Source organism: Lacrimispora sphenoides, from assembly GCF_900105215.1.
Taxonomy (GTDB): Bacteria; Bacillota; Clostridia; order Lachnospirales; family Lachnospiraceae; genus Lacrimispora; species Lacrimispora sphenoides_A.
The window spans coordinates 1,559,849-1,585,690 of record NZ_FOIP01000002.1 but is presented as its reverse complement, the minus strand read 5'-3'; the positions used below and the strand labels follow the sequence as shown (position 1 = coordinate 1,585,690).

The window sequence follows — 25,842 nt, the reverse complement described above, 5'->3', positions numbered from 1 at the left end:
AGCATGGCTGGACTGTCACCAATGATGACCCATTACATGGAAACAAAGAAGGAGTACCCGGACTGTATCCTGTTTTACAGGCTGGGGGACTTTTATGAAATGTTTTTTGATGATGCGGTTACCGTATCAAGAGAACTGGAAATCACCTTAACCGGAAAAGAATGCGGACTGGAGGAACGGGCGCCTATGTGCGGCGTTCCTTATCATGCCGTTGATACATATTTAAACCGTCTTGTCCAGAAAGGCTTTAAAGTTGCCATCGCCGAGCAGATGGAAGACCCCAGGCTTGCCAAGGGACTGGTAAAGCGGGAGGTTATCCGTGTGGTAACACCTGGAACCATCACAAGTGCGCAGGCTCTTGATGAAACAAAAAATAACTACCTGATGGGAATCGTCTATATCGGCGAAGCCTTTGGGGTCGCAGTAGCGGATATCAGCACCGGCGATTTTCTTGTAACAGAGGTAGAGTCGGAGCGGGAGCTTATGGATGAGATCAATAAGTTTACTCCCTCTGAAATCATCTGTAACGAAGCATTTTATGTTTCGGGAGTGGATGTAGAAGAAATAAAGAACCGTCACCAAGCGGTTATTTCATCTCTGGATCATCATTTCTTTTCCGATGAAGTCTGCCGGAAAATTCTAAAAGAACACTTCAAGGTAGGCGCACTCACAGGACTCGGGCTGGAAGATTATGACACCGGAGTCATAGCTGCCGGTGCAGTTATGGAGTACATGTACGAGACCCAGAAAAACAGCCTTTCCCATATAACAACCATTACCCCTTATTCCACCGGGCAATTCATGATTATTGACACTTCTACCAGGCGGAATCTGGAGCTTTTGGAGACCTTAAGGGAGAAGCAGAAGCGTGGAAGCCTTCTCTGGGTTCTGGACCGGACGAAAACAGCCATGGGCGCCAGAATGCTGCGCACCTACATAGAGCAGCCTTTAATCCATAAATCAGAGATCATAAAACGCCAGAATGCCATTGAAGAGCTGAATATGAATTTCATATCTAGGGAAGAGATCTGTGAATATTTAAACCCGATTTATGACCTGGAACGTTTAATCGGACGAATCAGTTATAAGACAGCTAATCCCAGAGATATGATCGCATTTAAAAGCTCCTTAGAGATGCTTCCGCACATCAAGAATCTTTTAGCGGAATTCACCAGTGATATGCTCACGGACTTGTGGGGGGAACTGGATCCCTTGGAGGATGTCAGGGAACTGATTGACCGTGCCATTATCGACGATCCGCCTGTCACCTTAAGAGACGGCGGTATTATTAAGGACGGCTTTCATGAAGAAGCCGACAAGCTGAGAAGTGCCAAAACAGAGGGTAAGAACTGGCTTGCTGATTTGGAATTGCGGGAAAAAGAAAAAACAGGAATTAAAAACCTGAAGGTAAAATTTAATAAGGTATTCGGCTATTATTTTGAAGTGACCAATTCCTTTAAGGATCTTGTACCCGATTACTTTATTCGTAAACAGACTCTTGCCAATGCTGAGCGCTACACCACCGACGAGTTAAAGGAACTTGAAAATGTGATACTGGGAGCTGAGGACAAGCTGTTTTCTCTGGAATACAGTTTATTTTGTCAGGTCCGGGATTCGGTGGCAGACCAGGTTCTCCGGATTCAAAAGACTGCCAGGGCCATAGCAGGAATCGATGTCCTGGCCTCCTTATCCTCAGTAGCCACAAGGAATAACTATGTAAAGCCTCAGGTTAATGAAAAGGGACTGATTGACATTAAAAACGGACGCCATCCGGTAGTGGAAAAAATGATGCGGGATGATCTGTTTGTTTCCAATGATACCTATTTAGACAACGGGAAAAACCGGGTTTCCATCATCACCGGCCCAAACATGGCAGGAAAGTCTACCTACATGCGCCAGACTGCGTTAATTGTCCTGATGGCCCAGATTGGAAGCTTTGTTCCTGCAGAGGAAGCAAGCATAGGAGTTTGTGACCGGATTTTCACCCGTGTAGGTGCCTCCGATGATCTGGCTTCCGGCCAGAGTACTTTCATGGTGGAGATGACGGAGGTAGCCAATATCCTTCGGAACGCTACGAAAAACAGCCTGATTGTCTTAGATGAAATCGGCCGCGGTACCAGTACCTTTGACGGACTCAGCATTGCCTGGGCCGTGGTAGAGCACATCAGCAATCCGAAAATCCTGGGAGCAAAAACCCTGTTTGCGACCCACTATCATGAGCTGACCGAGCTGGAAGGAACCATGAGCGGGGTAAATAATTACTGCATCGCAGTAAAAGAACAGGGCGATGACATTGTTTTCTTAAGAAAGATCATAAAGGGCGGGGCCGATAAGAGCTACGGCATACAGGTAGCTAAGCTGGCCGGCGTCCCTGACACTGTCATTGCCAGGGCCAAAGAGCTGCTGGAAGAATTAAGAGATGCGGACATCACAGCCAAAGCCAGGGAAATTGCCGAAATCAACTCTAATATTACCCAGAGAAAGGCTGTTCCAAAGCCCGACGAGGTGGATTTACAGCAGATGTCCATCTTTGATACCGTAAAGGATGATGATATCATTAAGGAATTGGGCGATATAGAGCTGGGCAACATGACTCCCATTGACGCGCTCAATACCCTGTACCGTCTGCAGACAAAACTAAAGAACCGCTGGCAGTAGGATAACACCCTGCGGGCATACCTTTATGCCCCAAAAGCGTGGGCGAACAAGTGGAAAGGAGCAGGTGCCATGCCGAATATAACTGTACTGGATCAGAATACTATCAACAAAATAGCGGCAGGAGAGGTCATCGAACGTCCGGCCTCCGTTGTTAAGGAGCTCTTGGAAAACGCCATTGATGCTAAATCCACCGCAGTTACCGTGGAGATCAAAGAAGGGGGAACCTCCTTTATCCGGGTGACCGACAATGGCTGCGGGATTCCCAAAGAGGAAGTACCTCTGGCATTTCTGCGTCATTCTACAAGCAAGATCAAATCCGTAGAGGATCTGTTTACCATTTCCTCTCTTGGATTCCGGGGAGAAGCTCTTGCAAGCATCGCCGCTGTCTCTCAGGTAGAGCTGATTACTAAGACCAGCGTTGGGCTTACCGGTACCAGATTTCAGATTGAGGGTGGTGAAGAACGGTCCCTGGAAGAGATCGGAGCGCCTGAAGGAACCACCTTTATCGCCAGAAACTTATTTTACAATACTCCGGCCAGGAAGAAGTTTTTAAAAACTCCATCCACGGAAGGTGCACATGTGGCTGAGCTGGTGGAAAAGCTGGCTCTGTCTCATCCGGAAGTATCCATCCGCTTTATCCAGAACAACCAGAACAAGCTTCACACCTCCGGAAACCACAATTTAAAGGATATTGTATACACAGTATTTGGCCGGGAAATCGCATCTAACCTTTTGGAGGTTACGGTGAATAAGCCTCAGGTTTCCATTCATGGCTACATCGGAAAACCGGTGATCGCCAGAGGCAACCGGAATTACGAAAACTATTTCATCAATGGCAGGTACATAAAAAGCAGCATTATTTCCAGGGCTATAGAAGAAGCCTACCGGCCATTTATGATGCAGCATAAATATCCCTTTACCATGCTTCATTTCTCCATTGAATCAGAGATGCTTGATGTAAATGTCCATCCCACCAAGATGGAGCTTCGGTTCCGGGATGGGGAAATGGTCTATCACATGGTGTATCAGGCAGTATCAAGCGCTTTGGCCCACAAAGAACTGATCCCTGAGGTGGAGTTAGAGAAAAAGGAAGAGGTAAAGCAAAACCTTTCTGAAAAAAGACATGAGCCCAGCCCAGAGCCTTTTGAAAGACGCAGGCTTATGGCTATGGAGCAGCAGGCTGCTACAGAAGAAAAGAAAGATACGGCCTATGCTTTTCCTAAAAGATTAACTTCGCCCCAGCCTTCCTTTGTAAAAGAAAGGGATGATCTGGCGGATAACTGGCTAAAGTCTCAGGCCCCAGCCATAGAAAAACTGCCGGAAGCTCCATCAAGTAATGAGGTTCCCAAGGGGGAAAAGGGACCGGAACAGCTGGATTTGTTTGATGGAAAACTTCTGGAACCAAAGGCCCGGTCCATGCACAAGCTCATTGGACAGCTGTTTGATACTTACTGGCTGGTTGAATTTAATGAACAGCTTTTTATTATTGACCAACATGCTGCCCATGAAAAGGTTTTATATGAAAAAACCATGGGAACACTTAAGACGATGGAATATATTTCCCAACTGGTAAGTCCTCCCATTATCCTGACTTTAAACCAGAATGAAGAAATTTTATTAAAACGCCACTTAAAATATTTTACAGATATGGGATTTGAAATCGAACCCTTTGGCGGCAAGGAATATGCGGTCAGAGGAGTTCCTGCTAATCTTTTTTCCATTGCCAAAAAAGAACTTCTGATTGAGATGATCGATGGGTTGTCAGAGGATGGCTCTTCCCATAACCCGGATATGATTTATGAACGGGTCGCATCCTTATCCTGCAAGGCAGCGGTTAAAGGAGGACATCGCTTATCAGCAGCGGAAGCCAACGAGCTTATTGACCAGCTTTTAAGCCTGGAAAATCCCTATGCCTGCCCTCACGGAAGGCCAACAATCATTTCCATGAGCAAATATGAGTTAGAAAAGAAATTTAAGAGGATCGTGTGATGAGACCGCTGATTATTATTACCGGGCCGACGGCAGTGGGAAAGACCACTTTGTCGGTCCGTCTTGCGAAGGCAATCGGGGGAGAAATTATAAGTGCTGATTCCATGCAGGTATACCGCCATATGGATATCGGTTCAGCAAAGATCAAAAAGGAAGAAATGGACGGGGTTCCTCATTACCTGATCGATGTCCTTGATCCGGAAGAGGAATTTAATGTGACAGTTTTTCAGAAAATGGCGAAAGAGGCCGTGGAAGAGATTTATTCCCATGGTCATATTCCCATTGTGGTCGGCGGAACCGGTTTTTATATCCAGGCCCTTCTTTATGATATTGATTTTACGGAAAATGGAGAAGACACCTCCATACGTATGGAACTGGAAAAATTGGGCAAGGAGAGGGGAGCAGAGTTTCTCCATAACCTTCTTCGGGACATTGACCCGGATTCCGCGGACGAGATCCATGAAAATAATATGAAACGGGTAATCCGGGCAATTGAATATTACCGGCAGACCGGTGAACGGATCTCTGAGCACAACAAACGGGAAAGACAAAAGAAATCTCCTTATGATTTCCTCTATTATGTAGTAAATACAGACCGGCCCCGGCTTTATGAACGAATTGACCAGCGTGTGGACTTAATGCTAGAGCAGGGGCTTGTGGAAGAGGTTATGCACTTAAAGGATATGGGCTTAACCAGGGACATGGTTTCTATGCAGGGCCTTGGGTATAAGGAAATCCTGGATTATTTACAGGGGATATATACACTGGAAGAGGCCATTTATATTTTAAAGCGCGACACCAGGCATTTTGCAAAACGACAGATCACCTGGTTTAAACGGGAACGTGATGTAAGATGGCTAGATCTTCCGGATTTTAACAATGACCTGGATCAGGTGCTTATAAAAATGTTGCAGGACATAAATGAGATGTACGAATTGGAGATTAATAAACAATGGAAATAAATGAAATGTACGAAAGCCTGGGAATCAGCAGACAGGTAATGGATTTCGGGAAAGAAATCGAAGAGGCTTTAATGGAACGTTTTAAAGAAATCGATGAAACGGCCGAATATAATCAGATGAAGGTCATTAAGGCCATGCAGGATAACCGGGTCAGTGACATCCATTTTGCGGCAACCACTGGCTATGGCTACAACGACTTGGGCCGTGATACTTTGGAAGCAGTTTATGCCAGCGTATTCCATACGGAAAGCGCTCTCGTAAGACCGAACCTGATCAGCGGAACCCATGCCCTCACCGTTGCCCTTTCCGGGAATCTCCGTCCAGGAGATGAACTTCTCTCACCGGTGGGAAAGCCCTATGATACCCTGGAAGAAGTGATCGGCATCAGGGACAGTGCAGGCTCTTTAAAGGAATACGGAGTCGTATACCGACAGGTGGACCTTCTTGACGATGGAACCTTTGACTACGAAGCCATAGGAAAAGCTGTGAATGAAAAAACAAAGCTGGTTACTATCCAGCGTTCCAAAGGATACGATACCCGCCCTACCTTTTCCGTTTCCCAGATCGGGGAGCTGATCTCCTTCGTAAAAAAGATAAAGCCGGATGTGATCTGTATGGTTGACAACTGCTACGGGGAATTCGTTGAAAGAATTGAACCGTCAGACGTGGGAGCCGATATGGTGGTAGGCTCTCTCATAAAGAATCCAGGAGGAGGCATTGCCCCCATCGGCGGCTACATTGCGGGAAGGGAAGACTGCATTGACCGTGCTTCCTACCGGCTGACAGCACCTGGTCTTGGAAAGGAAGTCGGGGCCACTCTGGGCCTTAACCAGTCATTTTTTCAGGGATTGTTTTTATCTCCTACCGTAGTGGCTGGGGCTTTAAAAGGCGCTGTATTCGCTGCCAATGTCTATGAAAAGCTGGGCTTTTCCGTAGTACCTGACGGTTCCCAGTCCCGCCATGATATCATTCAGGCCGTTACCTTTGGGAAGCCGGAAGGAGTCATTGCCTTCTGCCAGGGGATTCAGGCGGCTGCCCCTGTTGACAGCTTTGTCACACCGGAACCTTGGGATATGCCGGGGTATGATGCCCCTGTCATCATGGCAGCCGGTGCGTTTGTACAAGGTTCATCCATTGAGCTGAGCGCAGATGGTCCTATCAAACCGCCTTATGCGGTTTACTTCCAGGGAGGTCTTACCTGGTTCCACGCAAAGCTGGGAATCTTAATGTCGGTACAAAAGCTCTTGGAGGCCGGTCTGATCCGTTTTTAATAAATAAATTTTTATCAATCGTGCTTAGGGGCCAATGAAAGAATAAGTTCTTGCATTTTCCCTTGAAGGCAAATTATAAAAAACGGTATACACAACTGCAAAACTATGTTAGAATGATTTGATAGGTATGGACAATCCTGTCATAAAACAAAAGGGGTAGCAAAGCAGATGAAATACAAAAACTGCTGGGTACTGCTTCTTCTTATGCTGGCCGGCGTAGTTCTCGGAGGCTTTGTCGGAGATCTGACCCGGGGAATTTCCTGGCTGTCCTGGCTGAACGCGGGACAATCCTTTGGATTTGATACCCCGCTGATCGTCAATCTAGGCATTCTGGTAATTACCTTTGGCATTAACATTAAAATTACCATGGCTGGCATTATAGGAGTGGCAGCAGCCCTCATTACATATCGGTTAATTTGAACGCATGCATTCATGCCCGATGAAGCGGGGCACGCTGTGATCAAGGAGCGAAGTGATTGCCAATATCCGCTCTGCCATACATATGTCCTTTTTAACGTGCCTGGAGAGTAACGGTCAGGAGGCATATGAAACGAATAACGATGAAAGACATTCCTGCGGATGAACGGCCCTATGAAAAGTGTTTAAAGGAAGGTCCGGAAGGCTTAAGCGATGCGGAGCTTTTATCTATTATCATCCGCACGGGTTCCAGGGAGAATAATTCCCTGACTCTGGCACAGAAGATACTGGCCTTAAATTATCCCAAAGAGGGTATTTTAGGGCTTTTGCATCTTTCAATGCCGGAACTTATGCAGGTTAAGGGAATCGGGACCGTAAAGGGCGCCCAGCTTTTATGCGTGGGAGAGCTTTCCAGACGTATCTGGAAAAGAACCGCCCGCTCCGATGGGGTGTTATTCCGTAATCCCCTTGATATTGTTAATTACTTTGTGGAGGACATGCGCCATAAAGAACAGGAGCTGGTTTATATCGTTCTCCTGAATACAAAAGGAGCCCTGATAAGGGACATTTTGATCTCTCAGGGAACAGTGAACACATCCGCTGTTTCTCCCAGGGAGATTTTCATTGAGGCTATGAAATATCATGCCGTAAGTCTGGTACTGGTTCATAACCATCCAAGCGGAGATCCGTCTCCCAGCAGGGAAGATTTAAACTTTACCCGCCGGGTAAGGGAAGCAGGAGATCTGGTTGGCATCCGGTTATTGGACCACATTATCATAGGAGATAATTCCTATATCAGTTTGAAGGAACGGGGAATTTTATAGATGGAATCAAAGCGCAGCAAATATGTTCTTATTGCCTTAACAGTATTCTGTGTCCTGTTAATCGGGTTGACCTCCATTCATGACGAATGGCTTACGCCCCTTAGGACCGGGGTAGGATATTTTCTGATTCCGGTGCAATCGGGTGTCAATGCGGTTGGTTCGGCCATTTATGATGAAATTATTGATTATACAAAGCTTCATGACGCACTGAATGAAAATAAAGAGATGAAAGAAATCATCACACAGCTGACCGAGGAAAACACCAGACTTCAGGCGGAAGAATTTGAGTTAAAACGGCTTCGCCAGCTTTACAGCCTGGATCAGGATTATGGTCAGTATACAAAGGTGGGAGCCAGGGTCATTGCCAATGACTCGAGCAACTGGTTCCAGATATTCCGAATCGACAAAGGCTCAAAGGATGGGATTGCCCCGGATATGAATGTTGTGGCAGGAGGCGGTCTGGTAGGCATTGTCACGGATGTGGGAGCGAATTATGCAACCGTCCGTTCCATTATTGATGATTCCAGCCGTGTGAGCGGCATGGCCATGCAGTCCGGAAACAGCTGTATCGTTGCCGGCGACTTGACCCTGTTTAAAGAGGGAAGGCTCCGGATCACCAACGTGTTAAAGGAAAGCGATGTAAAAGACGGAGATAAGATCGTAACATCCAACATCAGCTCCGTATTCCTGCCCGGAATCCTGGTTGGTTATGCCTCCGGCATTACCAATGATACCAATAACGTTACCAAATCAGGGTATTTAATTCCGGCAGCAAAGTTTGACAGCCTGCAGGAGGTTCTGGTTATCACAAAACTGAAAGCTGATATGATGAAGGAAGAAGCTTCTCAGGAGGAAACCGCTCCCCAGGAGACGAATTCCTCTGAAACAGAAACCGAAACAGCAGAAAGTGCTTCTCAATAAGAGGTAACACCCTGCGGGTATACCTTTATGTCCAAAAAGCATGGACAGGAAAGAGGAAAGGAGTAACATGAGACGGATACTTTTTAATGTGCTGATGATAATTCTTGCATTTACGATTCAAAATTGCCTTTTTCCGTTGCTGCCGTTCTTATCGGCTTCTCCCAACCTGCTCTTAATCCTCACCTTTTCCTTTGGCTTCATGCATGGAAAAGAGGCCGGGATGTATTACGGGCTTTTGGCCGGGCTTCTCATGGATTTATTTTACAGCGGGCCTTTTGGCTTTTACACCCTGATTTTTGTCCATGTAGGCTATATCAACGGAATCTGTACCAAATATTATTATGAAGATTACATTACGCTGCCCTTGATCCTAAGTGTACTGAACGAATTGGCTTACAATCTGTATATTTATGTTTTCCGGTTCCTGATTCGTCAGAAAATCAGAGTTGGGTATTATTTTATCAATTTGATGCTTCCGGAAATCATTTTTACCGTTGTAACGACCCTGCTTCTTTATCGGGTATTCCTGATTTTGAACCGGCACTTGGAAGAGATAGGAAAAAGAGGAGATTCGGCAATTGTTTAGTGATTTGTTTGACATTATAAAGGAATTTTTGAAAAAAACCATATCATCACGGCTTTTTATACTTGGAATCATTTGCTTTTTCATGTATGCCGGATTAATTAATAAACTTTTTAACATGCAGATCGTTAATGGAGAAGAAGCCCTTAACGAATACATGCAGCTTACGGAGCAGACCATTACAACCGCCGGAACAAGAGGTAATATCTATGATCGGAACGGCAAAGTCCTGGCTTATAACAAGCTGGCTTATTCCGTTACGGTACAGGATACCGGCGTGTACAAGAATGCAGCCGCCAGAAATAACATGTATTTAAGGCTGGTACAGATTCTTGAAAAGCACGAGGAGACCATACAGGGAAAATTTGAAGTCGCTATTGATTCCAACGGTGACATCGTATACACTTCCTCCTCCGAGTCCTCCAGAAAACGCTTTCTGCGGGACTATTATGGTCTGAAAAAGGTGGAAGACTTAGATGATGAAAAAGGCGCCTATCCCTCTAATTTAAGTGCAAGGGAGCTGTTTGAGAAGGCCTGCAAGGACAATGGCCTTACAGATATGAAAGATCAGAATGGTAAGCCTGTTACCCTGACAGACCAGGAAGCCCTTGATATTATCAATATCAAATACGCCCTTCGTCTCATGTCCTACCGCAAATATGAAGCCACTACGGTTGCCAGTCAGGTATCCGATGAAACCGTAGCGGATATTTTGGAACATATCGGTGAAATGCAGGGAGTAAATGTGGAGGAAACAACAATCCGCGCTTATAACGACAGCATTTCCTTAGCTCCGGTCATTGGCTATACCGGAAAGGTCCCAGAGGACCAGTTAGAGGGCCTTCAAAAGAGGAAAGACGACTACGACATTAATGACATCGTAGGACGGGCTGGAATTGAATATACCATGGAGCACGATCTTCAGGGGACAAAAGGGAAAAAAACGATTTACAAGGACAGTGTAGGACGAGTACGGGAAACAAAAGATGAAACCGATGCTTCCGCAGGAAACGATGTGTATCTGACCCTGGATGCGGATCTTCAGAAGGGCATTTACCATCTGATTGAACAATCGTTAGCCGGAGTTCTCATTAAGACCATTGTAAATGGTGATTTCAATACAAGCGGCTCCACAGATGGCTCCAATATGAAGATACCTGTTAAGGATGCCTATTACCAGCTGATCAACAACAATGTCCTTTCCCTGAAGGAAATGGAAGAGGAGGACGCCTCTGAAACCGAAAAAAACATATACCGGAAATATATGTCTTCCCAACAGCAGATCTTTACCAATTTAAACAATGAGCTGATGAGCGCCCACGCCACACCAATGAAGGATCTTTCAGAAGACTTAAAAGCCTATATGTTTTATATATATACTTATCTTTCCGGTCCTACCGTGGGTATTATTAAGGAAGATGCCATTGATACCTCCAGCGGGGAATATCAGGCATGGAAAGCGGATGAAATCAGTTTAAGAGACTATCTGTATTATGGAATCGCAAATGGCTGGGTGGACACCACCAAGCTGGGAACCGGTTCCAAATATTCAAATGCGGATGACACCTTTGAAGCCCTTGTGGCTTATGCTCTGGACAAGCTTAAAGATGACCGGAACTTTACGAAAAAAATATACCGGTATCTGATTAATGACGATGTCATTACAGGGCAGGAGCTATGCCTTGCTTTATATGATCAGGGAGTTTTAATAGACAACGGTCAGGATGCGGCAGATTTAAGGGCAACAGGTGATGCTTACTCCTTCCTGATTAAAAAGCTGTCATCCCTGGAGATCACTCCAGCCCAGCTGGCATTATCCCCCTGTAATGCAGGAGTAGTGGTTACAAACGATAAAACAGGAGAAGTGCTTGCTCTGGTATCCTATCCTGGATATGACAACAACAGGATTGGTGACGGAACCTATTTCAGCCAGCTGCAGGCAGACATGTCCCTTCCGTTATACAACAATGCGACCCAGACAAGAAAAGCGCCTGGTTCCACCTTTAAACCCATTACTGCGGTAGCAGCTCTGGAAGAGCATGTCGTCACAATGGATGAAACCATTACCTGTACCGGTATTTATACGGATGTAGAACCGCCCATTAAGTGCTGGATTTATCCGGGCCAACATGGTCCTCTGAACATTGTGGGAGGAATTGGAAATTCCTGTAACTATCTCTTTGCTGATCTGGGGCACCGCTTGTCAATGGATGCAAACGGAGTATATTCTCCTGACCAGGGACTTGAAGTTTTGCGGAAATATGCAACCATGTTTGGACTGGATCATAAGTCCGGGGTAGAGATCGCAGAGCTTGATCCACAGATTTCAAAGGATGCGCCAGAGCGTTCTGCCATGGGACAGGGAAGCCATGCTTACACCAATGTCCAGCTATCCAGATACGTGTCTGCCATCGCAAACCGGGGAACTGTATTTGAACTCAGCTTATTGGATAAAACAACCGATTCTGAAGGTAATCTGATACAAGATTATACCCCTAAGATTTCTTCTCATATTGACGCGGCGGCTTCAACGTGGGATACTGTACAACAGGGGATGAGAGAAGTGATTGCAAACGGTTCAAGTAAAAGGTTATTTACCGACCTTGAAGTGGAAATTGCCGCTAAAACCGGTACTGCACAGGAGGCCCGCAACAAGCCCAATCACGCATTCTTTATTTCTTATGCGCCATATGACAATCCGGAAATCTGTGTAACCGTGAATATTCCGTATGGCTATTCATCATCCAACGCCGCCAATATTGCGAAGAACGTCTATAAGTATTATTACGGCTATACGGACTTAGAATCCATTATAAATGCCGGTGCCCTGGATGCAGCGAAGGTCAACATTCGCGATTAACTAGGATAAGAGGTGATATGATGCATAATACCGTAGTAATTAAAAGCAACAGAGCAGGTATGACTGTCATCCTGGACCCAGACACCCCCTTCCCTCAGCTTCTATCTGATATTGGGAAAAAATTCGGGGATCATGCGAAATTCTGGGGATCCGCACAAATGACCCTGACCCTGGAAGGGCGGGAACTGAATTCCGAGGAAGAGTTCGCAATCATCAACCAGATCACGGAAAACTCCAATGTGGAGATCATCTGCCTGGTTGATACGGATATAAACCGTATGGAGCGCTGCGAAAAAGCACTGAACGAGAAACTCATGGAGTTGTCCTGCCAGACAGGGCAGTTCTTCAAAGGCAATCTACAAAGCGGAGAGACTTTGGAATCCGAAGCCAGCATTGTGATCATCGGTGATGTATACAAAGGTGCAAAGGTTTTGGCAAAAGGCAATGTGATCGTTCTTGGAAAACTTTCCGGAACGGTATGTGCAGGTGTAGCAGGCAATCGGGGAGCGCTCATTACTGCCCTGGATATGGCTCCAATCCAGCTGCGCATCGCAGATTGTACCTCAGGCCTTGACGGAAGAGGAAAGCGCCTGGGAAGAGGTCCTATGAAGGCTTATATGGAAAATAACAAGGTCATAATTAAACCAATGAAAAAAAGTGTGGAAATATTCCAAAAACTAAGGTAGAATATAAAAAGGAAGTTATCCCTAAAAATCAGGAGGATATGGTATGAGCGAAATTATCGTAATCACTTCTGGAAAAGGCGGGGTAGGCAAGACAACAACCTCTGCCAATGTTGGTACCGGACTTGCAATTCTGGGTAAAAAAGTGGTCCTGATCGATACAGATATAGGACTTCGGAACCTGGATGTTGTTATGGGTCTGGAAAACCGCATTGTCTACAATTTAGTAGACGTGGTAGAGGGCAACTGCCGTATGAAACAGGCCCTGATAAAAGACAAAAGATACCCGAACTTATTTTTACTTCCTTCAGCCCAGACCAGGGACAAGACAGCAGTCACTCCCGAACAAATGGTGAAAATGGTTGATGATTTAAGAGAAGAGTTTGATTACATCCTGCTGGATTGCCCTGCAGGAATTGAACAAGGCTTTCAAAACGCCATTGCAGGCGCTGACAGAGCCATTGTTGTTACCACTCCGGAAGTTTCTGCAATCCGGGATGCAGACCGGATCATCGGGCTTTTAGATGCCGCTGACATGGGAGCCATTGAACTCATCGTAAACCGGATCCGTGCGGATATGGTGAAAAGGGGAGACATGATGTCTCTGGACGATGTCATGGACATCCTTGCCGTTGATATTATCGGCGCTGTGCCGGATGACGAGGACATCGTTATTTCCACAAACCAGGGAGAACCTCTCGTTGGTATGGGAACCCCGGCCGGACAGGCCTATATGGATATCTGCAGGCGGATTACCGGGGAAAACGTACCGCTTCAGAACCCAGTAGTACGTGAAGGCCTGTTCTTTAAACTCTCCCATCTCTTAAAGAGAGCATAGGAGGGTGTGATATGAGCCTGCTTCCTGTATTCCGCAAGAAGAATTCAGGAGAAATTGCAAGAAATCGTCTGAAACTTTTGCTGGTTGCGGACAAGGCAGATTGTTCTCCTGAGATCATGCAGATGATAAAAGACGATATGGTCCGTGTTGTTTCAAGATACATGGATATAGATTCCGACAGAATAGAGATACAGATGAAGAAGCTTAAACAGCCGGATTGCGAACGCTTTATTCCGGTTCTTTATGCAAACATCCCTATTCGCGACGTACCTGATAAGGGGATATACTAATTATGTTTTCTGATTACAATTTTAAATACTATAATTACCGGTTAGTTTTGTACATGCTGTCGCTGTCCGTTATCGGGATTCTTGTGGTGGCCAGCGCCTCCAACCAGGATTCCAGTACAGTGACAAAACAGATTATCGGCGTAATGGTGGGATTTGCCCTGGCTATTGGGCTTTCCATCATAGACTATCATAGAATTATCAAGCTTTATGCTCTGATTTATGCGGGCTGCATTATTTTGCTAGAAGCTGTTCTTGTTATGGGACATACGGCTGGAGGCGCCACCAGATGGATCAATATTCCTGGTATTGGACGGATACAGCCGTCTGAATTCGTAAAGATCGGTTTAATTGTGTTCTTTTCCTGGTATTGGAACAAATACCAGGAAAGGTTAAACACGCCGATTATGATAGGGCTGGCCGCTTTGCTTGCGGCCATACCCATCGGTCTTATTTTTGCAGAGCCGAATTTATCCACCAGCCTTGTGGTTTCCATTATTATCCTGTGTATGGTATTTTCCGCAGGAATCAGTTACCGCTGGATCGGGGGCGTCCTTGCCGTTGCAATACCGGCAGGAGCGCTTTTCATATTTCTGCTGACCAAAGGATTGATCCCTTTTATACACGATTATCAAGCGCGGCGGATCCTTGCATGGATTTATCCCCATGCGGAGCAGTATGCGGAGAATCTGTATCAGCAAAAAAATTCAATTATGGCAATCAGTTCCGGACAGCTTCAAGGGAAAGGACTTTTTAATACAACCATTGCATCGGTGAAAGATGGAAACTTCTTATCAGCCGGGGAAACCGACTTTATTTTCGCCATTATCGGCGAAGAAATGGGATTTCGAGGCAGCGTTATCGTCATTGTTCTTATTGGTTTGGTTGTATTTGAATGCCTTTATTTGGCATCCAAGACCAAAGATATGTCAGGAAAACTGATTTGTACCGGCATGGCAGCCTTGATCGGCTTCCAGGCCTTTGCCAATATCGCCGTGGCAACGCAGATATTTCCCAATACAGGCCTTCCTCTCCCCTTTATCAGCTCGGGAGTCAGTTCGCTCATCAGCATCTTTATGGGTATGGGACTGGTGCTAAATGTTGGACTGCAGCGCAAAATCGGTAATTAATAAGGAGGTATATCGTCATGAATATAGGACTAGTTGCACACGATTCAAAGAAAAAACTTATGCAGAACTTCTGCATTGCCTACAGGGGAATTTTAAGTAAACACATGTTATATGCTACCGGAACCACCGGACGTCTGATCGAAGAGGTGACAAACTTAAATGTTCATAAATATCTGGCCGGACACCTGGGCGGGGAGCAGCAGTTGGGATCCCAGATTGAACACAATGAGATCGATCTGGTTATCTTTTTAAGGGATCCCCTTACACCCAAGTCCCATGAACCGGATATCGTAAACATCATGAGCACCTGTGATATGCACAACATTCCTCTTGCAACCAATCTGGCTACCGCAGAGCTTTTGATCAAGTCTCTGGAGCGCGGTGACATGGAATGGCGTGAGATGTATAAATAGCAGAGGTAGATTCCGTGAAAAAAAGAGTTTTTGTAAAATCAGGCTGCATTGCCTTATGTACCGTATTTCTGACAGGCTGCGCGGGTCTGAAGGGCCTGGACAATCCTTATGTGTATTCGGAAAGAACCGCCCTTTACCAGTCCAGTGCAGTATCTGGCAGAGCAGAACCCTTTGCTCATGATCTCTGTATCGTTTCAGAGGATCCTTCCAGCCAGGACAAAGCGGTCACTGCCGAAGCTGCCGCAGTCTTTGACTTAACGGATAAGAAAGTTCTGTTTGCAAAGAATCCTTTTGAGCGTTTGTATCCTGCAAGCATCACAAAAACCATGACAGCTCTTATTGCCTTAAAATACGGAAATTTAACAGATGAAGTCACGGTGACCAAAGATGCTGTCATTACGGAAGCCGGGGCTACTTTATGTGGGATAAAGCCAGGAGACAAGCTGACTATGGAACAGCTTTTATATGGTCTTATGCTCCCATCCGGAAATGATGCCGGGGCTGCCATTGCAACCCATATGGCCGGAGGGATAGACCAGTTTGCACAGATGATGAATGATGAAGCGTTGAAGGTTGGAGCTACAGGCACTCATTTCCTTAATCCTCACGGTTTAAGCGATGATAATCACTACACCACAGCTTATGACCTGTATTTAATCTTTAATGAAGCTTTAAAGTATCCCGAATTTCGCAAGATCGTTGGTACAACTGAGTACACCACCACCTATCAGGATGGAGCGGGAAAACCAGTAAATGCAACCTGGAAAGGCACCAACTGGTATATGACAGGAGAGCGCCAGATGCCGGAAGGACTTACCGTCCTGGGCGGAAAAACAGGTACGACGAAGGCGGCCGGAAGCTGCCTGATCATGGGAAGCTCGGATTCCTCTAAGCGGGAATATATTACCGTTGTTTTAAAGGCACCGAATCATGCAGGCCTTTACGATAATATGACAAATATATTGAATAAAATTGTAGAATAGTCATTGCCTTTCTTATGGATTTGTACTATAATTATATTAATCCGAATAGACTTTTTATACAAATTATATAACGCAAGGAGGAGATTGCTATGGTGCAGATAATAGCAGGAAAAAAGGGTAAGGGGAAAACAAAACATCTGTTAGACAGAGCCAATTCTATTGTTAAAGAATCAACAGGTTCTATTGCCTACCTGGACAAAAGTTCCAAGCACATGTACGAATTAAGCAACAAGATCCGCCTCATTAATGTCAATGAGTATCCGATTACATCAAGCGAAGGATTTATAGGTTTTATCTGTGGTATTATATCTCAAGATCATGATTTAGAGATGATGTTCTTTGATAGCTTTTTAAAGCTGGCCTGCCTTGAAGGGGAAGATATATCTGAAACCATTGCAACTTTGGAAAAAATCGGTGAAAAGTATCACGTAACCTTTGTTCTCAGTGTTTCCATAGATGCGGAGAATATGCCTGAGAATGCCAGGGCTAATGTGGTTGTTTCATTATAATCATACATGAAGATAAGGGGGCTGCACGGCAGTCCCCTTTGTTTTGCTTGAATTTTTTGGTATTTCCTTTTATAATACTAAAAGAAACGCCCTAAGGCATACCTTTATGCCCAGAGTTCATGGGCAGTAATAAGGAAAGGAGGCGTCAGGTTGGCTAAACAAAAGGCAGCGCAGCCATTAAAACGGGCTGCACATCCAAAGAAGAATAAAAAAATCATCCGGTACCGACGGCCTCTGAATATTAATGTTGGCATGATCATCTTTGCGTTGATCTTTGTTTATATGGTGTTCAGTGTATTCGCCTATGTTCGTAGAGATAAGATACAGTTTTATGAAGTACAAGAAGGCAGCATCGTCAATAATAAAAATTACACAGGAATTATCCTCCGGCAGGAAGAAGTAAAAAATGCAGACCGTTCCGGCTATGTCAATTACTACGTAAGGGAAGGAAAACGGGCTTCGAACGGCACCCGGGTCTATTCCATTGATGAGACAGGAAATCTCACTTCATTTCTGGCGGAAAATTCAGAGGATAAAATTACACTGACCCCGGAAAATCTTGCTGAGCTGAAAAAACAGCTGACCACATTCAGCCTTACTTATGACAATGACCAGTTTCGATCTGTATATGATGCCAAATACGCTTTAGAGGCCGAAGTCATGGAATATATGAATTTTAATGCTTTGGACAACCTTGGAGCCCAGATGGATCAGGCAGGTATTAATTTTGAGCAGGTAAAAGCAGACCGGGCAGGCATCGTCTCCTATGGAGTGGATTCTTATGAAGGACTTCAGCCATCGGGAGTTTCAGAAGCCGTGTTTAACCGCAGCAACTATACGAAAACCTTTACAAAATCAGGAAACCTTATAGAAAAGGGCTCGCCAGTTTATAAAGTCATTACTTCCGATTTATGGTCGATTGTGTTCCCAATGGCGGAAGAAGATGCCAAATCTTATGGAGACAAAACAAACCTTACCGTAGAATTTTCCGGACGGGATTTAAAAGCTTCTGGTAGCTTTTCCGTGTTTTCCGGAACAGATGGAAAATCTTTTGGGAAATTGGACTTTGATAAATATATGGTTCAATTTGCATCCGACCGGTACGTTGATTTTGAAATCGTGTCCGACCGGGTAGATGGATTAAAGATTCCCGTAACATCTGTTACAAAAAAAGATTTTTACCTGGTCCCTATGGACTACGTTACCCAGGGCGGAGACAGCCAGTCCACCGGTTTCAACAAAGAAGTGTATTCCGGGTCCGGGACCTCAGTCGTTTTTGTCCCTACCGAGATTTACTATTCCGAAGGGGATAATTACTATATCGAAATGGGAACGGAAGACGGCTTTAAAGCCGGAGATTATATTGTAAAGCCTAATTCCACGGAACGTTATCAAATTGGGACAAGCGCTTCCCTTCAGGGCGTCTATAATATAAACAAAGGGTACGCTGTCTTTAAACAGATTGATGTGCAGGCTTCCAATGATGAATATTACACAGTGAAAAAGAACATGACCTATGGATTGGCGGTATATGATCATATCGTTCTCAATGCAGAAACTGTAAATGAAGGGGAATTAATTTATCGATAAGAGGTGATTGATTTGGTTAGGGAAAATCTGAAAGAAGTAAATAACCGGATATTAGCCGCCTGTAAGAGGGCAGAAAGAAATCCGGAAGAAGTAACACTGATAGCAGTAAGCAAAACAAAACCCGCTGTCATGATATCAGAAGCATATTCTGCCGGTGTCCGGGATTTTGGAGAAAATAAAGTGCAGGAACTTTGTGAAAAGCACCTTACCCTTCCGGAAGATATCCGCTGGCATATGATTGGACATTTGCAGAGAAACAAAGTCAAGCAGGTTATTGACAAAACTGTGCTGATCCACAGCGTAGACTCTATCCGCCTGGCGGAGCAGATCGAAGAAGAAGCTGCCAGAAAAAACTTAATTGTGGACATCCTTTTGGAAGTGAATGTGGCAGAAGAGGAAAGCAAATATGGGTTTAAATTGGGGGAGACGGAAAGCGCGATTCGTAGAATCGCCAGCCTTCCCCATGTAAAGATAAAAGGTCTTATGACTATTGCACCTTTTGTAGAAAAATCTGAGGAAAATCGTCCCGTTTTTAAAAAATTAAGACAATTTTATGTTGACATGCAAAGCAAAAACGTTGATAATGTTAGTATGAATATGCTCTCAATGGGTATGACCGGAGACTATGAGATTGCCATAGAAGAAGGTGCTACTCTGGTAAGAGTCGGTACCGGAATTTTCGGTACAAGATATTATATGAACACTTAATGATTGAAGGAGATGCGAAGTAAAGTTTACCCGCACGATTGGGCATGAATTAAGTGAGAATATATGCCTGGGCCCTGGAAAGATTTTTTCTCACTCAGGAACCATGGTATAAGATTGGAGAGAATAAAGTATGAGCATTTTAGGCAAACTGATGGATAGCATGCGCTTAAACGATACAGATGATGACGATTACTATTTAGATGACGACTACGAGGATGAAAGCGATAAACCTGCTAAGAGAACCCTTTTCTCAAAAAAGAACGAAGAGGATTACTACGAGGAAGAGGACGACTTTGATCAAAAGCCTCGTTTCCTATCCCGGTCCCCTAAAGTAGTGCCCATGAAGCAGTCCCGCATTATGGAGGTATCTATGGTGAAACCAACCTCCATTGAAGATGCTAAGGAAATTTGCGATCATATGCTGGCCGGAAAGGCTGTTGTCCTCAATATGGAAGGCATCCATACAGAAGTCGCCCAGAGAATCATCGACTTTACCTCAGGCGCCACTTACTCCATGAATGGTAATTTACAGAAAATATCAAATTACATATTCATAGCGACCCCGGAATCCGTAGAGCTCTCCGGTGATTTTCAAGATCTGTTAAATAATGGAAGCCTGGATATGGGCGGAATGAATTTACGCCTATAACAGATGTTCCGTACAAGACATCATACATTTCTTTGAATGGTACAAGCAGACGATTTTCCACATCACACGTTTCCTCAAATCGTTGCAGCATTGCAATGCAGGAAACGGGACGGAAGATTGTTTGCTTTCTTCCATGATATAGGAGAAAAATAATACAGCAGTAAAACGTCCTGCGGGCACCCGGATGTCAAAAAACATGGACAGAAAAGAGGAACGCCCTGCAGCATACCTGGATGTTCAAAAAACTGGAGCAGAAAAGAGGAAAATACCATGGGATATAGAATTCCGGTACACATGAACGGTGCCTTCATTTATGAGATTGTCATGGAAACTGGGTTTGACGGACTAAAAGAAGAACTGATAAAGCTGAACCTGGGAGAACGCAAGGTTTGTATTGTCACGGATTCCAATGTGGCACCTCTTTACCTTGAGGAAGTAGAATCGATTGTTTCTGCCTGCTGCAAAAAAGCAGAACATTTTATTTTCCCTGCCGGAGAAGAAAACAAAAATCTGGATACCGTCAGGAACTTATATGAAGCCCTTATTGTAAAACAATTTGACCGCCATGACTATCTGCTTGCTTTGGGCGGAGGAGTTGTGGGAGATTTATGCGGTTTTGGGGCGGCCACCTATCTGCGGGGAATATCCTTTATTCAGGTGCCTACAACCCTGCTGTCCCAAGTTGACTCCAGCATCGGCGGAAAGACCGGAGTTGATTTTGATTCCTACAAAAATATGGTAGGGGCCTTCCATATGCCGAAGCTGGTATATTCGAGTACCGCCACCTTAAAAACTCTTTCAGAAGAACAATTTTCCTCAGGAATGGGAGAGGTTATCAAGCATGGACTGATCAAAGATGCTTCCTATTACCAATGGCTTATGGAGCATGCCGCTGAAATCCATAGCAGGGATTTAGCAGTGTTAAGCGAAATGGTTCTTGTGAGCAACCAGATCAAGCGGGATGTGGTGGAAAAGGATCCAACAGAACAGGGAGAGCGCGCTCTATTAAATCTGGGACATACCCTGGGACATGCCATTGAAAAGCTTTCAGAATTTCGGCTTGTCCACGGTCACTGCGTAGGACTTGGCTGCATCGCTGCCATGGCGATTTCCATCAATAGAGGAATGATCCGTTCAGAAGAACTTCCAAGACTTTTAACAGTTATGGAGAAATTTGGCATGCCTGTTTCTGTAAGCGGGCTTTCTGTTGAAACTATTGTTCTCACAACAAAAAGTGATAAAAAAATGGATTCCGGCACCATCCGGTTTATCCTGTTAGAACAGATTGGTAAAGCCTTTACCTGCAAGACTGTCACTGATACGGAAATGGCAGAAGCGCTTCGCCATATCTTAACTTAAGGAGATTTTCATGAATCAAAAAACAAAACTGATCATTGGGATGATCATCGGCTTCTTTCTTTCCATTGGCCTGGATCAATGGACAAAGCTTCTTGTTGTTAAGCATCTCATGAACCGTCCTCCCTTCGTCATCTGGAATGGAGTATTTGAACTTTATTATTCCGAAAACCGGGGAGCAGCATTTGGAATGCTTCAGGGGAAACAGGCGTTTTTCCTGCTGGTTGCCTTGTTAGTGCTTTCAGTTGCGGCTTTTGCGGTCAGCCGTATGCCTGCCGACAGAAAATACCTGCCGCTGCACCTAATTGCCATGTTTCTTTCGGCAGGAGCGGTGGGAAATATGATCGACCGCTTTTTAAGAGGCTATGTGGTAGACTTTTTATATTTTAAGCTGATCGATTTTCCGATTTTTAATGTTGCGGATTGTTACGTTACGGTTTCCATGTTCGTCTTCATGCTCCTGTTTCTGTTTTATTACAAAGAGGAGGACTTATCTTGTCTTTCCTTTCATAAAAAGGAGGAGCTGGGTTGAGTCAAGAGTTTGTTGTCGCTCCTGAGGAAGCCGGTGTCCGGATCGACCGGTATTTATCCGGCCAATGCCAGGACATTTCCCGTTCCTATCTTCAGAAGCTTTTAAAGGAACAATCCGTGCTGGTTGAAGAAAAACCGGTAAAAAGCAATTATAAAGTAAATGCAGGGGACCGGATTTCCCTGACCCTTCCTGAAATAAGGGAACCGGAAATCATGCCGGAGGAAATCCCCCTTGATATTGTCTATGAGGATAAGGATATCATTCTCATTAATAAACCAAAGGGGATGGTAGTCCATCCCGCCGCAGGTCATTACAGCGGAACCCTGGTCAATGGACTGATGTCTCATTGCCGCAGCGAGTTATCCGGAATAAACGGAGTTATGCGCCCTGGTATCGTCCATCGGATCGATATGGATACCACCGGGGTTCTTATTGTATGTAAAAATGACATGGCCCACAGTTCTATTTCTGAACAGCTGAAGGAACATTCTATTACAAGAAAATATGCTGCAATCGTACACGGAGTCCTAAAGGATGACGAGGGGACGATCAACGCCCCCATTGGCCGTCATCCCATAGACCGGAAAAAAATGAGCATCAATGAGAAAAATGGAAGAGAAGCGGTAACCCATTACCGGGTCCTTGAGCGGTTTCGGCAGTTTACCTATATTGAATGCCAGCTTGAAACGGGCCGAACCCATCAGATCCGCGTCCATATGGCAAGCATAGGCCATCCTCTTTTAGGAGATTCTGTCTATGGTCCCGCAAAGTGCCCATTCCGTCTTACCGGACAGACGCTTCATGCCGGTGTATTGGGAATCATCCATCCCAGAACCGGTGAATATATGGAATTTACAGCGCCTCTTCCCGACTATTTTGAAGAACTATTGAGAAAACTGCGGTTAACTTAACAGGCTAACCATAAGACACCTTCTTAGAAAACAGTTAAATTGAAATATAAATCTAGATTTTTCAGAAATTTTAAGGTATAATATAACTATAAGATACCGGAAGGAGCTGTCTATATGAGTGGAAATTTAGTAATTGCAATTGGAAGACAATGTGGAAGTTCTGGAAAAATCATCGGACAGAAATTGGCAGAAGAACTGGGCATTAAATGCTATGACAAGGAGCTTTTGGCACTTGCAGCAAAAAACAGTGGGTTATGTGAAGAATTATTTAAGACCCATGATGAAAAGCCAACCAACAGTTTTCTGTACTCCCTTGTGATGGATACATATTCCATGGGATTCACGACCTCTGGTTACATGGATATGCCAATTAATCATAAGATCTTTTTAGCACAGTTTGATACCATCAAACAGCTGGCGGATGAAGAATCCTGTGTAATCGTTGGAAGATGCGCCGATTATGCTCTGACGGATTATCCCAACCTTGTTTCCGTGTTCATTACTGCCGATGAAGAAGACAAGGTTAAATCCTTAAAAGAACTTTATCATGTTGATGATACCAAAGCCAAGGATATTATGGTCAAAACGGACAAAAAGCGTTCCAGCTATTATAATTACTATTCCAATAAGAAATGGGGAGATGTAAGGAGCTACGATTTATGCATTAATCGAAGCTCCGTAGGGATAGATGGAACCGTTAAGCTGATCCACAATTTTGTTGATGCAAAAATGGAATGTAATAAGGCGAACCGTTAATGGATTAATCTCCTTTTGTAGCAGATGTATTATTATTGAATCGAATAAAGGCGGACATTTCTATGATACAACGGAAATGCCCGTCTTTTTTGTTCGTTGATTTGTGTTTTCTGTACATAAAATAAAAATATGAAAAATAATATTGTTGACATTGCACATATCATATGATATTGTTTGAATATACAAAATAATGTAAATTGGTAAAAGCGAGTGAACTCATGAAAAACAATTGTTTAGAAGCAGGAAACCTATATCAAAAAATAGGTCTGGTAAAAAATCTGTTGGCGTTGGATTTAATGTCCCGGAATGCAGGAGACCGGATTCTGCCGATCTCAGAGTATCAGGATAAATTCGGGGTATCCAGGGGGACCATTCAGAACGCATTTGCCTGTTTAAAAGAGTGCAATGCTGTGTCATTGGAGAATCATGGGCATCAGGGAACCTGCATCAAAGAGATTGATTACAAGAAGCTGCAGGAAAACTGTATGCGCAAAGATATTCTAGGGATCATGCCCCTTCCTTATTCCGTGACTTATGAAGGTTTCGCCACTGCCATGTATACCCAGTTTGCACCGCTTAACTTTAATATGGCTTACGCCAGAGGTGCAGTAGGACGTATTGATCTGGTGGAATCAGGAACCTACCAGTTTGCTATCTGCTCCCAGTATGCGGCGGAACAATCCATAAGAGAAGGAAAGCAGATTGAAGCGGCAATTAATTTTGGGCCGGGCAGCTTTCTTTCCAGGCATGTGCTTCTTTTAGGGGATTCCAAATATGAAAGCATTCAGGATGGCATGCGGGTAGCATATGACAGCAGCTCCATTGACCAGAGCTGCATTACTAAAAATATTATACACGGCAAAAAGGTTACTCTGGTCCCAATCCGGACCCAGCAGACCGTAGGCGCCTTGATGGATGGTATCATAGATGCAGGTGTATGGAACTATGATGATATTCTGGAGCATAAGTACAAATCGCTGAACGTAGTTTTCTTAGACGAATCCGATTATAACAACCTGTTTTCAACAGCTGTAATGGTTATAAGAAAGGAGGATGAATATCTAAAGGCACTGTTAGAAAAGTATGTCAGTGTACCGAAGGTTGTGGAGATCATCCGGGAGGTAAGGGAGAAAAAAAGAGAACCATATTTTTAAAAGTTGTCTTTTTTGAAGCAAAGTACAAAATAATGTATATTGAAACTGGGAGGGAATCCAATGGATTTAAGAGATATGTTAAACCAGCGTCTGGACATTCTGGAGGATAATCATGTGATTTGCAAAAAGGTTGCGGATTATTCCAGAAAAGCAGTGGAACGGATCCTGGAAGAAAAACCTGACACAGAGGAAGATAAGGCGGCAATGTTCATTACCCATCTGGCCATGGCAGGACAAAGAGTTTTAGACGGGGTTGTGGAACACCCTCTGGATAATACGCTCCTCGATGGAATAAAAAAGGAGCCGGTTTACCAAAGAGCGGAAGTGTTAAAAGAGGAACTGTTAAAGGAAACAGATATCCAGTTCCCGGAAGCAGAACGGAATTTCCTGACTGTTCATCTATGCAATCTGCTTTCATAATAAGGTATCAGGACCTAATGGTCTTTTTAAGAAATGATACAAGGATAAAAGGAGGATAGAAGCAATGAAGATTGTGGTTGGTGGTCAGATTGACAAGGAAGAAATTGCCAGACTGGTATCCCTGCAGATGAACGGCCGGGCAGAAATCGAGATCAAGGGGGATCTGGATGCTGCACTGGGCGTGAAAAACGGAAAGTATGATTATTATGTAGGTGCCTGTAATACTGGCGGCGGCGGAGCGCTGGCTATGGCTATGGCCATGCTGGGTTCCGGGCTCTGTTCTACGATTTCCATGCCTGGAATGATAAAGAGCGGAGATTTTATCAGGGAAGAGGTACAAAAGGGGAAAAAAGCATTTGGATTTACAGCACAGCACAAAGAAGAGGTCCTTCCGGTTTTGCTTCAGGCAATCATTGAGAAAGAGGAGGTTTCATAGGT

At 44.5% G+C, this 25,842-nt stretch carries 26 protein-coding genes; all 26 read left to right on the top strand.

Annotated features, from left to right (window positions below; translation table 11 throughout):
• The first annotated feature begins 3 nt into the window (after positions 1–3).
• The 26 genes from mutS to BMW45_RS23925 all read left to right on the top strand — a co-directional run bounded on the left by mutS (position 4) and on the right by BMW45_RS23925 (position 25,840).
• A complete protein-coding gene (mutS, locus tag BMW45_RS24055) occupies positions 4–2,658 on the top strand; it encodes a DNA mismatch repair protein MutS (protein WP_092249932.1) in 2,655 nt (884 codons plus the stop codon).
• Positions 2,659–2,727: 69 nt separating this feature from the next.
• Positions 2,728–4,647, top strand: coding sequence for a DNA mismatch repair endonuclease MutL (gene mutL, locus BMW45_RS24050; protein WP_092249929.1), 1,920 nt, complete (start codon positions 2,728–2,730; stop codon positions 4,645–4,647).
• Complete coding sequence (miaA, locus tag BMW45_RS24045; protein WP_207649144.1) at positions 4,644–5,609, top strand: tRNA (adenosine(37)-N6)-dimethylallyltransferase MiaA; 966 nt, start codon at positions 4,644–4,646, stop codon at positions 5,607–5,609. The genes mutL and miaA overlap by 4 nt, the downstream gene beginning before the upstream one ends.
• Entirely contained in the window at positions 5,600–6,880 is a 1,281-nt protein-coding gene (locus BMW45_RS24040) for a methionine gamma-lyase family protein (RefSeq protein ID WP_092249923.1), read from the top strand. The genes miaA and BMW45_RS24040 overlap by 10 nt, the downstream gene beginning before the upstream one ends.
• 168 nt (positions 6,881–7,048) lie before the next feature.
• A complete protein-coding gene (locus BMW45_RS24035) occupies positions 7,049–7,300 on the top strand; it encodes a DUF4321 domain-containing protein (protein ID WP_025233156.1) in 252 nt (83 codons plus the stop codon).
• 125 nt (positions 7,301–7,425) lie between these two features.
• Positions 7,426–8,121, top strand: a complete 696-nt coding sequence (radC, locus tag BMW45_RS24030; RefSeq protein WP_092249920.1) for a RadC family protein — start codon at positions 7,426–7,428, stop codon at positions 8,119–8,121.
• The gene (gene mreC / locus BMW45_RS24025) at positions 8,122–9,042 is read left to right on the top strand and encodes a rod shape-determining protein MreC (RefSeq protein ID WP_092249917.1); all 921 of its coding nucleotides are present in this window, start codon (positions 8,122–8,124) and stop codon (positions 9,040–9,042) included.
• Positions 9,043–9,109: 67 nt separating this feature from the next.
• Positions 9,110–9,628, top strand: a complete 519-nt coding sequence (gene mreD, locus BMW45_RS24020; protein WP_025233153.1) for a rod shape-determining protein MreD — start codon at positions 9,110–9,112, stop codon at positions 9,626–9,628.
• Positions 9,621–12,485 carry a penicillin-binding transpeptidase domain-containing protein gene (locus BMW45_RS24015; protein ID WP_092249914.1) on the top strand — a complete coding sequence of 955 codons (2,865 nt, stop codon included), beginning with the start codon at positions 9,621–9,623 and terminating at the stop codon, positions 12,483–12,485. Before mreD ends, BMW45_RS24015 begins: the two co-directional genes overlap by 8 nt.
• Before the next feature lie 20 nt (positions 12,486–12,505).
• Positions 12,506–13,171 carry a septum site-determining protein MinC gene (locus tag BMW45_RS24010; RefSeq protein WP_025233151.1) on the top strand — a complete coding sequence of 222 codons (666 nt, stop codon included), beginning with the start codon at positions 12,506–12,508 and terminating at the stop codon, positions 13,169–13,171.
• 43 nt (positions 13,172–13,214) lie between these two features.
• Positions 13,215–14,006, top strand: coding sequence for a septum site-determining protein MinD (gene minD, locus BMW45_RS24005; protein ID WP_092249911.1), 792 nt, complete (start codon positions 13,215–13,217; stop codon positions 14,004–14,006).
• Positions 14,007–14,017: 11 nt separating this feature from the next.
• On the top strand, positions 14,018–14,296 hold the full coding sequence (gene minE, locus BMW45_RS24000; RefSeq protein ID WP_025233149.1) for a cell division topological specificity factor MinE: 279 nt from the start codon (positions 14,018–14,020) through the stop codon (positions 14,294–14,296).
• A 2-nt stretch (positions 14,297–14,298) separates the two neighbouring features.
• On the top strand, positions 14,299–15,423 hold the full coding sequence (locus BMW45_RS23995) for an FtsW/RodA/SpoVE family cell cycle protein (protein WP_092249908.1): 1,125 nt from the start codon (positions 14,299–14,301) through the stop codon (positions 15,421–15,423).
• Between the two features lie 17 nt (positions 15,424–15,440).
• The gene (mgsA, locus tag BMW45_RS23990; protein ID WP_025233147.1) at positions 15,441–15,836 is read left to right on the top strand and encodes a methylglyoxal synthase; all 396 of its coding nucleotides are present in this window, start codon (positions 15,441–15,443) and stop codon (positions 15,834–15,836) included.
• 14 nt (positions 15,837–15,850) lie between these two features.
• Positions 15,851–16,819 (top strand): D-alanyl-D-alanine carboxypeptidase family protein, encoded by a 969-nt coding sequence (locus tag BMW45_RS23985; protein ID WP_092249905.1) that lies wholly within the window; start codon positions 15,851–15,853, stop codon positions 16,817–16,819.
• A gap of 89 nt (positions 16,820–16,908) precedes the next feature.
• A complete protein-coding gene (locus BMW45_RS23980; RefSeq protein WP_025233145.1) occupies positions 16,909–17,328 on the top strand; it encodes a hypothetical protein in 420 nt (139 codons plus the stop codon).
• A gap of 252 nt (positions 17,329–17,580) precedes the next feature.
• Complete coding sequence (locus BMW45_RS23975; RefSeq protein ID WP_242883317.1) at positions 17,581–18,918, top strand: biotin/lipoyl attachment domain-containing protein; 1,338 nt, start codon at positions 17,581–17,583, stop codon at positions 18,916–18,918.
• Between the two features lie 12 nt (positions 18,919–18,930).
• Complete coding sequence (locus BMW45_RS23970) at positions 18,931–19,626, top strand: YggS family pyridoxal phosphate-dependent enzyme (RefSeq protein WP_092249899.1); 696 nt, start codon at positions 18,931–18,933, stop codon at positions 19,624–19,626.
• Positions 19,627–19,756: 130 nt separating this feature from the next.
• A complete protein-coding gene (locus BMW45_RS23965) occupies positions 19,757–20,275 on the top strand; it encodes a cell division protein SepF (protein ID WP_025233142.1) in 519 nt (172 codons plus the stop codon).
• Positions 20,276–20,545: 270 nt separating this feature from the next.
• Positions 20,546–21,634 carry a 3-dehydroquinate synthase gene (gene aroB / locus BMW45_RS23955; protein WP_092249893.1) on the top strand — a complete coding sequence of 363 codons (1,089 nt, stop codon included), beginning with the start codon at positions 20,546–20,548 and terminating at the stop codon, positions 21,632–21,634.
• A gap of 10 nt (positions 21,635–21,644) precedes the next feature.
• Complete coding sequence (lspA, locus tag BMW45_RS23950; protein WP_092249890.1) at positions 21,645–22,163, top strand: signal peptidase II; 519 nt, start codon at positions 21,645–21,647, stop codon at positions 22,161–22,163.
• Positions 22,160–23,074, top strand: a complete 915-nt coding sequence (locus BMW45_RS23945) for an RluA family pseudouridine synthase (protein ID WP_092249887.1) — start codon at positions 22,160–22,162, stop codon at positions 23,072–23,074. Before lspA ends, BMW45_RS23945 begins: the two co-directional genes overlap by 4 nt.
• Positions 23,075–23,188: 114 nt before the next feature.
• The gene (locus BMW45_RS23940) at positions 23,189–23,830 is read left to right on the top strand and encodes a cytidylate kinase-like family protein (protein WP_029701730.1); all 642 of its coding nucleotides are present in this window, start codon (positions 23,189–23,191) and stop codon (positions 23,828–23,830) included.
• A 218-nt stretch (positions 23,831–24,048) separates the two neighbouring features.
• The gene (gene yhfZ, locus BMW45_RS23935) at positions 24,049–24,984 is read left to right on the top strand and encodes a GntR family transcriptional regulator YhfZ (protein WP_092249884.1); all 936 of its coding nucleotides are present in this window, start codon (positions 24,049–24,051) and stop codon (positions 24,982–24,984) included.
• A gap of 60 nt (positions 24,985–25,044) precedes the next feature.
• A complete protein-coding gene (locus tag BMW45_RS23930) occupies positions 25,045–25,404 on the top strand; it encodes a PRD domain-containing protein (protein WP_092249881.1) in 360 nt (119 codons plus the stop codon).
• 64 nt (positions 25,405–25,468) lie between these two features.
• Positions 25,469–25,840, top strand: a complete 372-nt coding sequence (locus tag BMW45_RS23925) for a DUF2620 domain-containing protein (protein WP_025233135.1) — start codon at positions 25,469–25,471, stop codon at positions 25,838–25,840.
• Positions 25,841–25,842 lie beyond the last annotated feature (2 nt).

What these genes read in the sequence shown, in the direction of transcription:
- mgsA (WP_025233147.1), top strand. Translation starts at nt 15,441, where the DNA reads ATGAATATAGGACTAGTTGCACACGATTCAAAGAAAAAACTTATGCAG.
- BMW45_RS24010 (WP_025233151.1), top strand. Translation starts at nt 12,506, where the DNA reads ATGCATAATACCGTAGTAATTAAAAGCAACAGAGCAGGTATGACTGTC.
- minD (WP_092249911.1), top strand. Translation starts at nt 13,215, where the DNA reads ATGAGCGAAATTATCGTAATCACTTCTGGAAAAGGCGGGGTAGGCAAG.
- mutS (WP_092249932.1), top strand. Translation starts at nt 4, where the DNA reads ATGGCTGGACTGTCACCAATGATGACCCATTACATGGAAACAAAGAAG.
- BMW45_RS23995 (WP_092249908.1), top strand. Translation starts at nt 14,299, where the DNA reads ATGTTTTCTGATTACAATTTTAAATACTATAATTACCGGTTAGTTTTG.
- BMW45_RS23980 (WP_025233145.1), top strand. Translation starts at nt 16,909, where the DNA reads ATGGTGCAGATAATAGCAGGAAAAAAGGGTAAGGGGAAAACAAAACAT.
- BMW45_RS24040 (WP_092249923.1), top strand. Translation starts at nt 5,600, where the DNA reads ATGGAAATAAATGAAATGTACGAAAGCCTGGGAATCAGCAGACAGGTA.
- BMW45_RS23965 (WP_025233142.1), top strand. Translation starts at nt 19,757, where the DNA reads ATGAGCATTTTAGGCAAACTGATGGATAGCATGCGCTTAAACGATACA.
- radC (WP_092249920.1), top strand. Translation starts at nt 7,426, where the DNA reads ATGAAACGAATAACGATGAAAGACATTCCTGCGGATGAACGGCCCTAT.
- yhfZ (WP_092249884.1), top strand. Translation starts at nt 24,049, where the DNA reads ATGAAAAACAATTGTTTAGAAGCAGGAAACCTATATCAAAAAATAGGT.
- BMW45_RS23940 (WP_029701730.1), top strand. Translation starts at nt 23,189, where the DNA reads ATGAGTGGAAATTTAGTAATTGCAATTGGAAGACAATGTGGAAGTTCT.
- aroB (WP_092249893.1), top strand. Translation starts at nt 20,546, where the DNA reads ATGGGATATAGAATTCCGGTACACATGAACGGTGCCTTCATTTATGAG.
- mreD (WP_025233153.1), top strand. Translation starts at nt 9,110, where the DNA reads ATGAGACGGATACTTTTTAATGTGCTGATGATAATTCTTGCATTTACG.
- BMW45_RS24035 (WP_025233156.1), top strand. Translation starts at nt 7,049, where the DNA reads ATGAAATACAAAAACTGCTGGGTACTGCTTCTTCTTATGCTGGCCGGC.
- BMW45_RS23925 (WP_025233135.1), top strand. Translation starts at nt 25,469, where the DNA reads ATGAAGATTGTGGTTGGTGGTCAGATTGACAAGGAAGAAATTGCCAGA.
- BMW45_RS23930 (WP_092249881.1), top strand. Translation starts at nt 25,045, where the DNA reads ATGGATTTAAGAGATATGTTAAACCAGCGTCTGGACATTCTGGAGGAT.
- mreC (WP_092249917.1), top strand. Translation starts at nt 8,122, where the DNA reads ATGGAATCAAAGCGCAGCAAATATGTTCTTATTGCCTTAACAGTATTC.
- BMW45_RS23975 (WP_242883317.1), top strand. Translation starts at nt 17,581, where the DNA reads ATGATCATCTTTGCGTTGATCTTTGTTTATATGGTGTTCAGTGTATTC.
- lspA (WP_092249890.1), top strand. Translation starts at nt 21,645, where the DNA reads ATGAATCAAAAAACAAAACTGATCATTGGGATGATCATCGGCTTCTTT.
- minE (WP_025233149.1), top strand. Translation starts at nt 14,018, where the DNA reads ATGAGCCTGCTTCCTGTATTCCGCAAGAAGAATTCAGGAGAAATTGCA.
- mutL (WP_092249929.1), top strand. Translation starts at nt 2,728, where the DNA reads ATGCCGAATATAACTGTACTGGATCAGAATACTATCAACAAAATAGCG.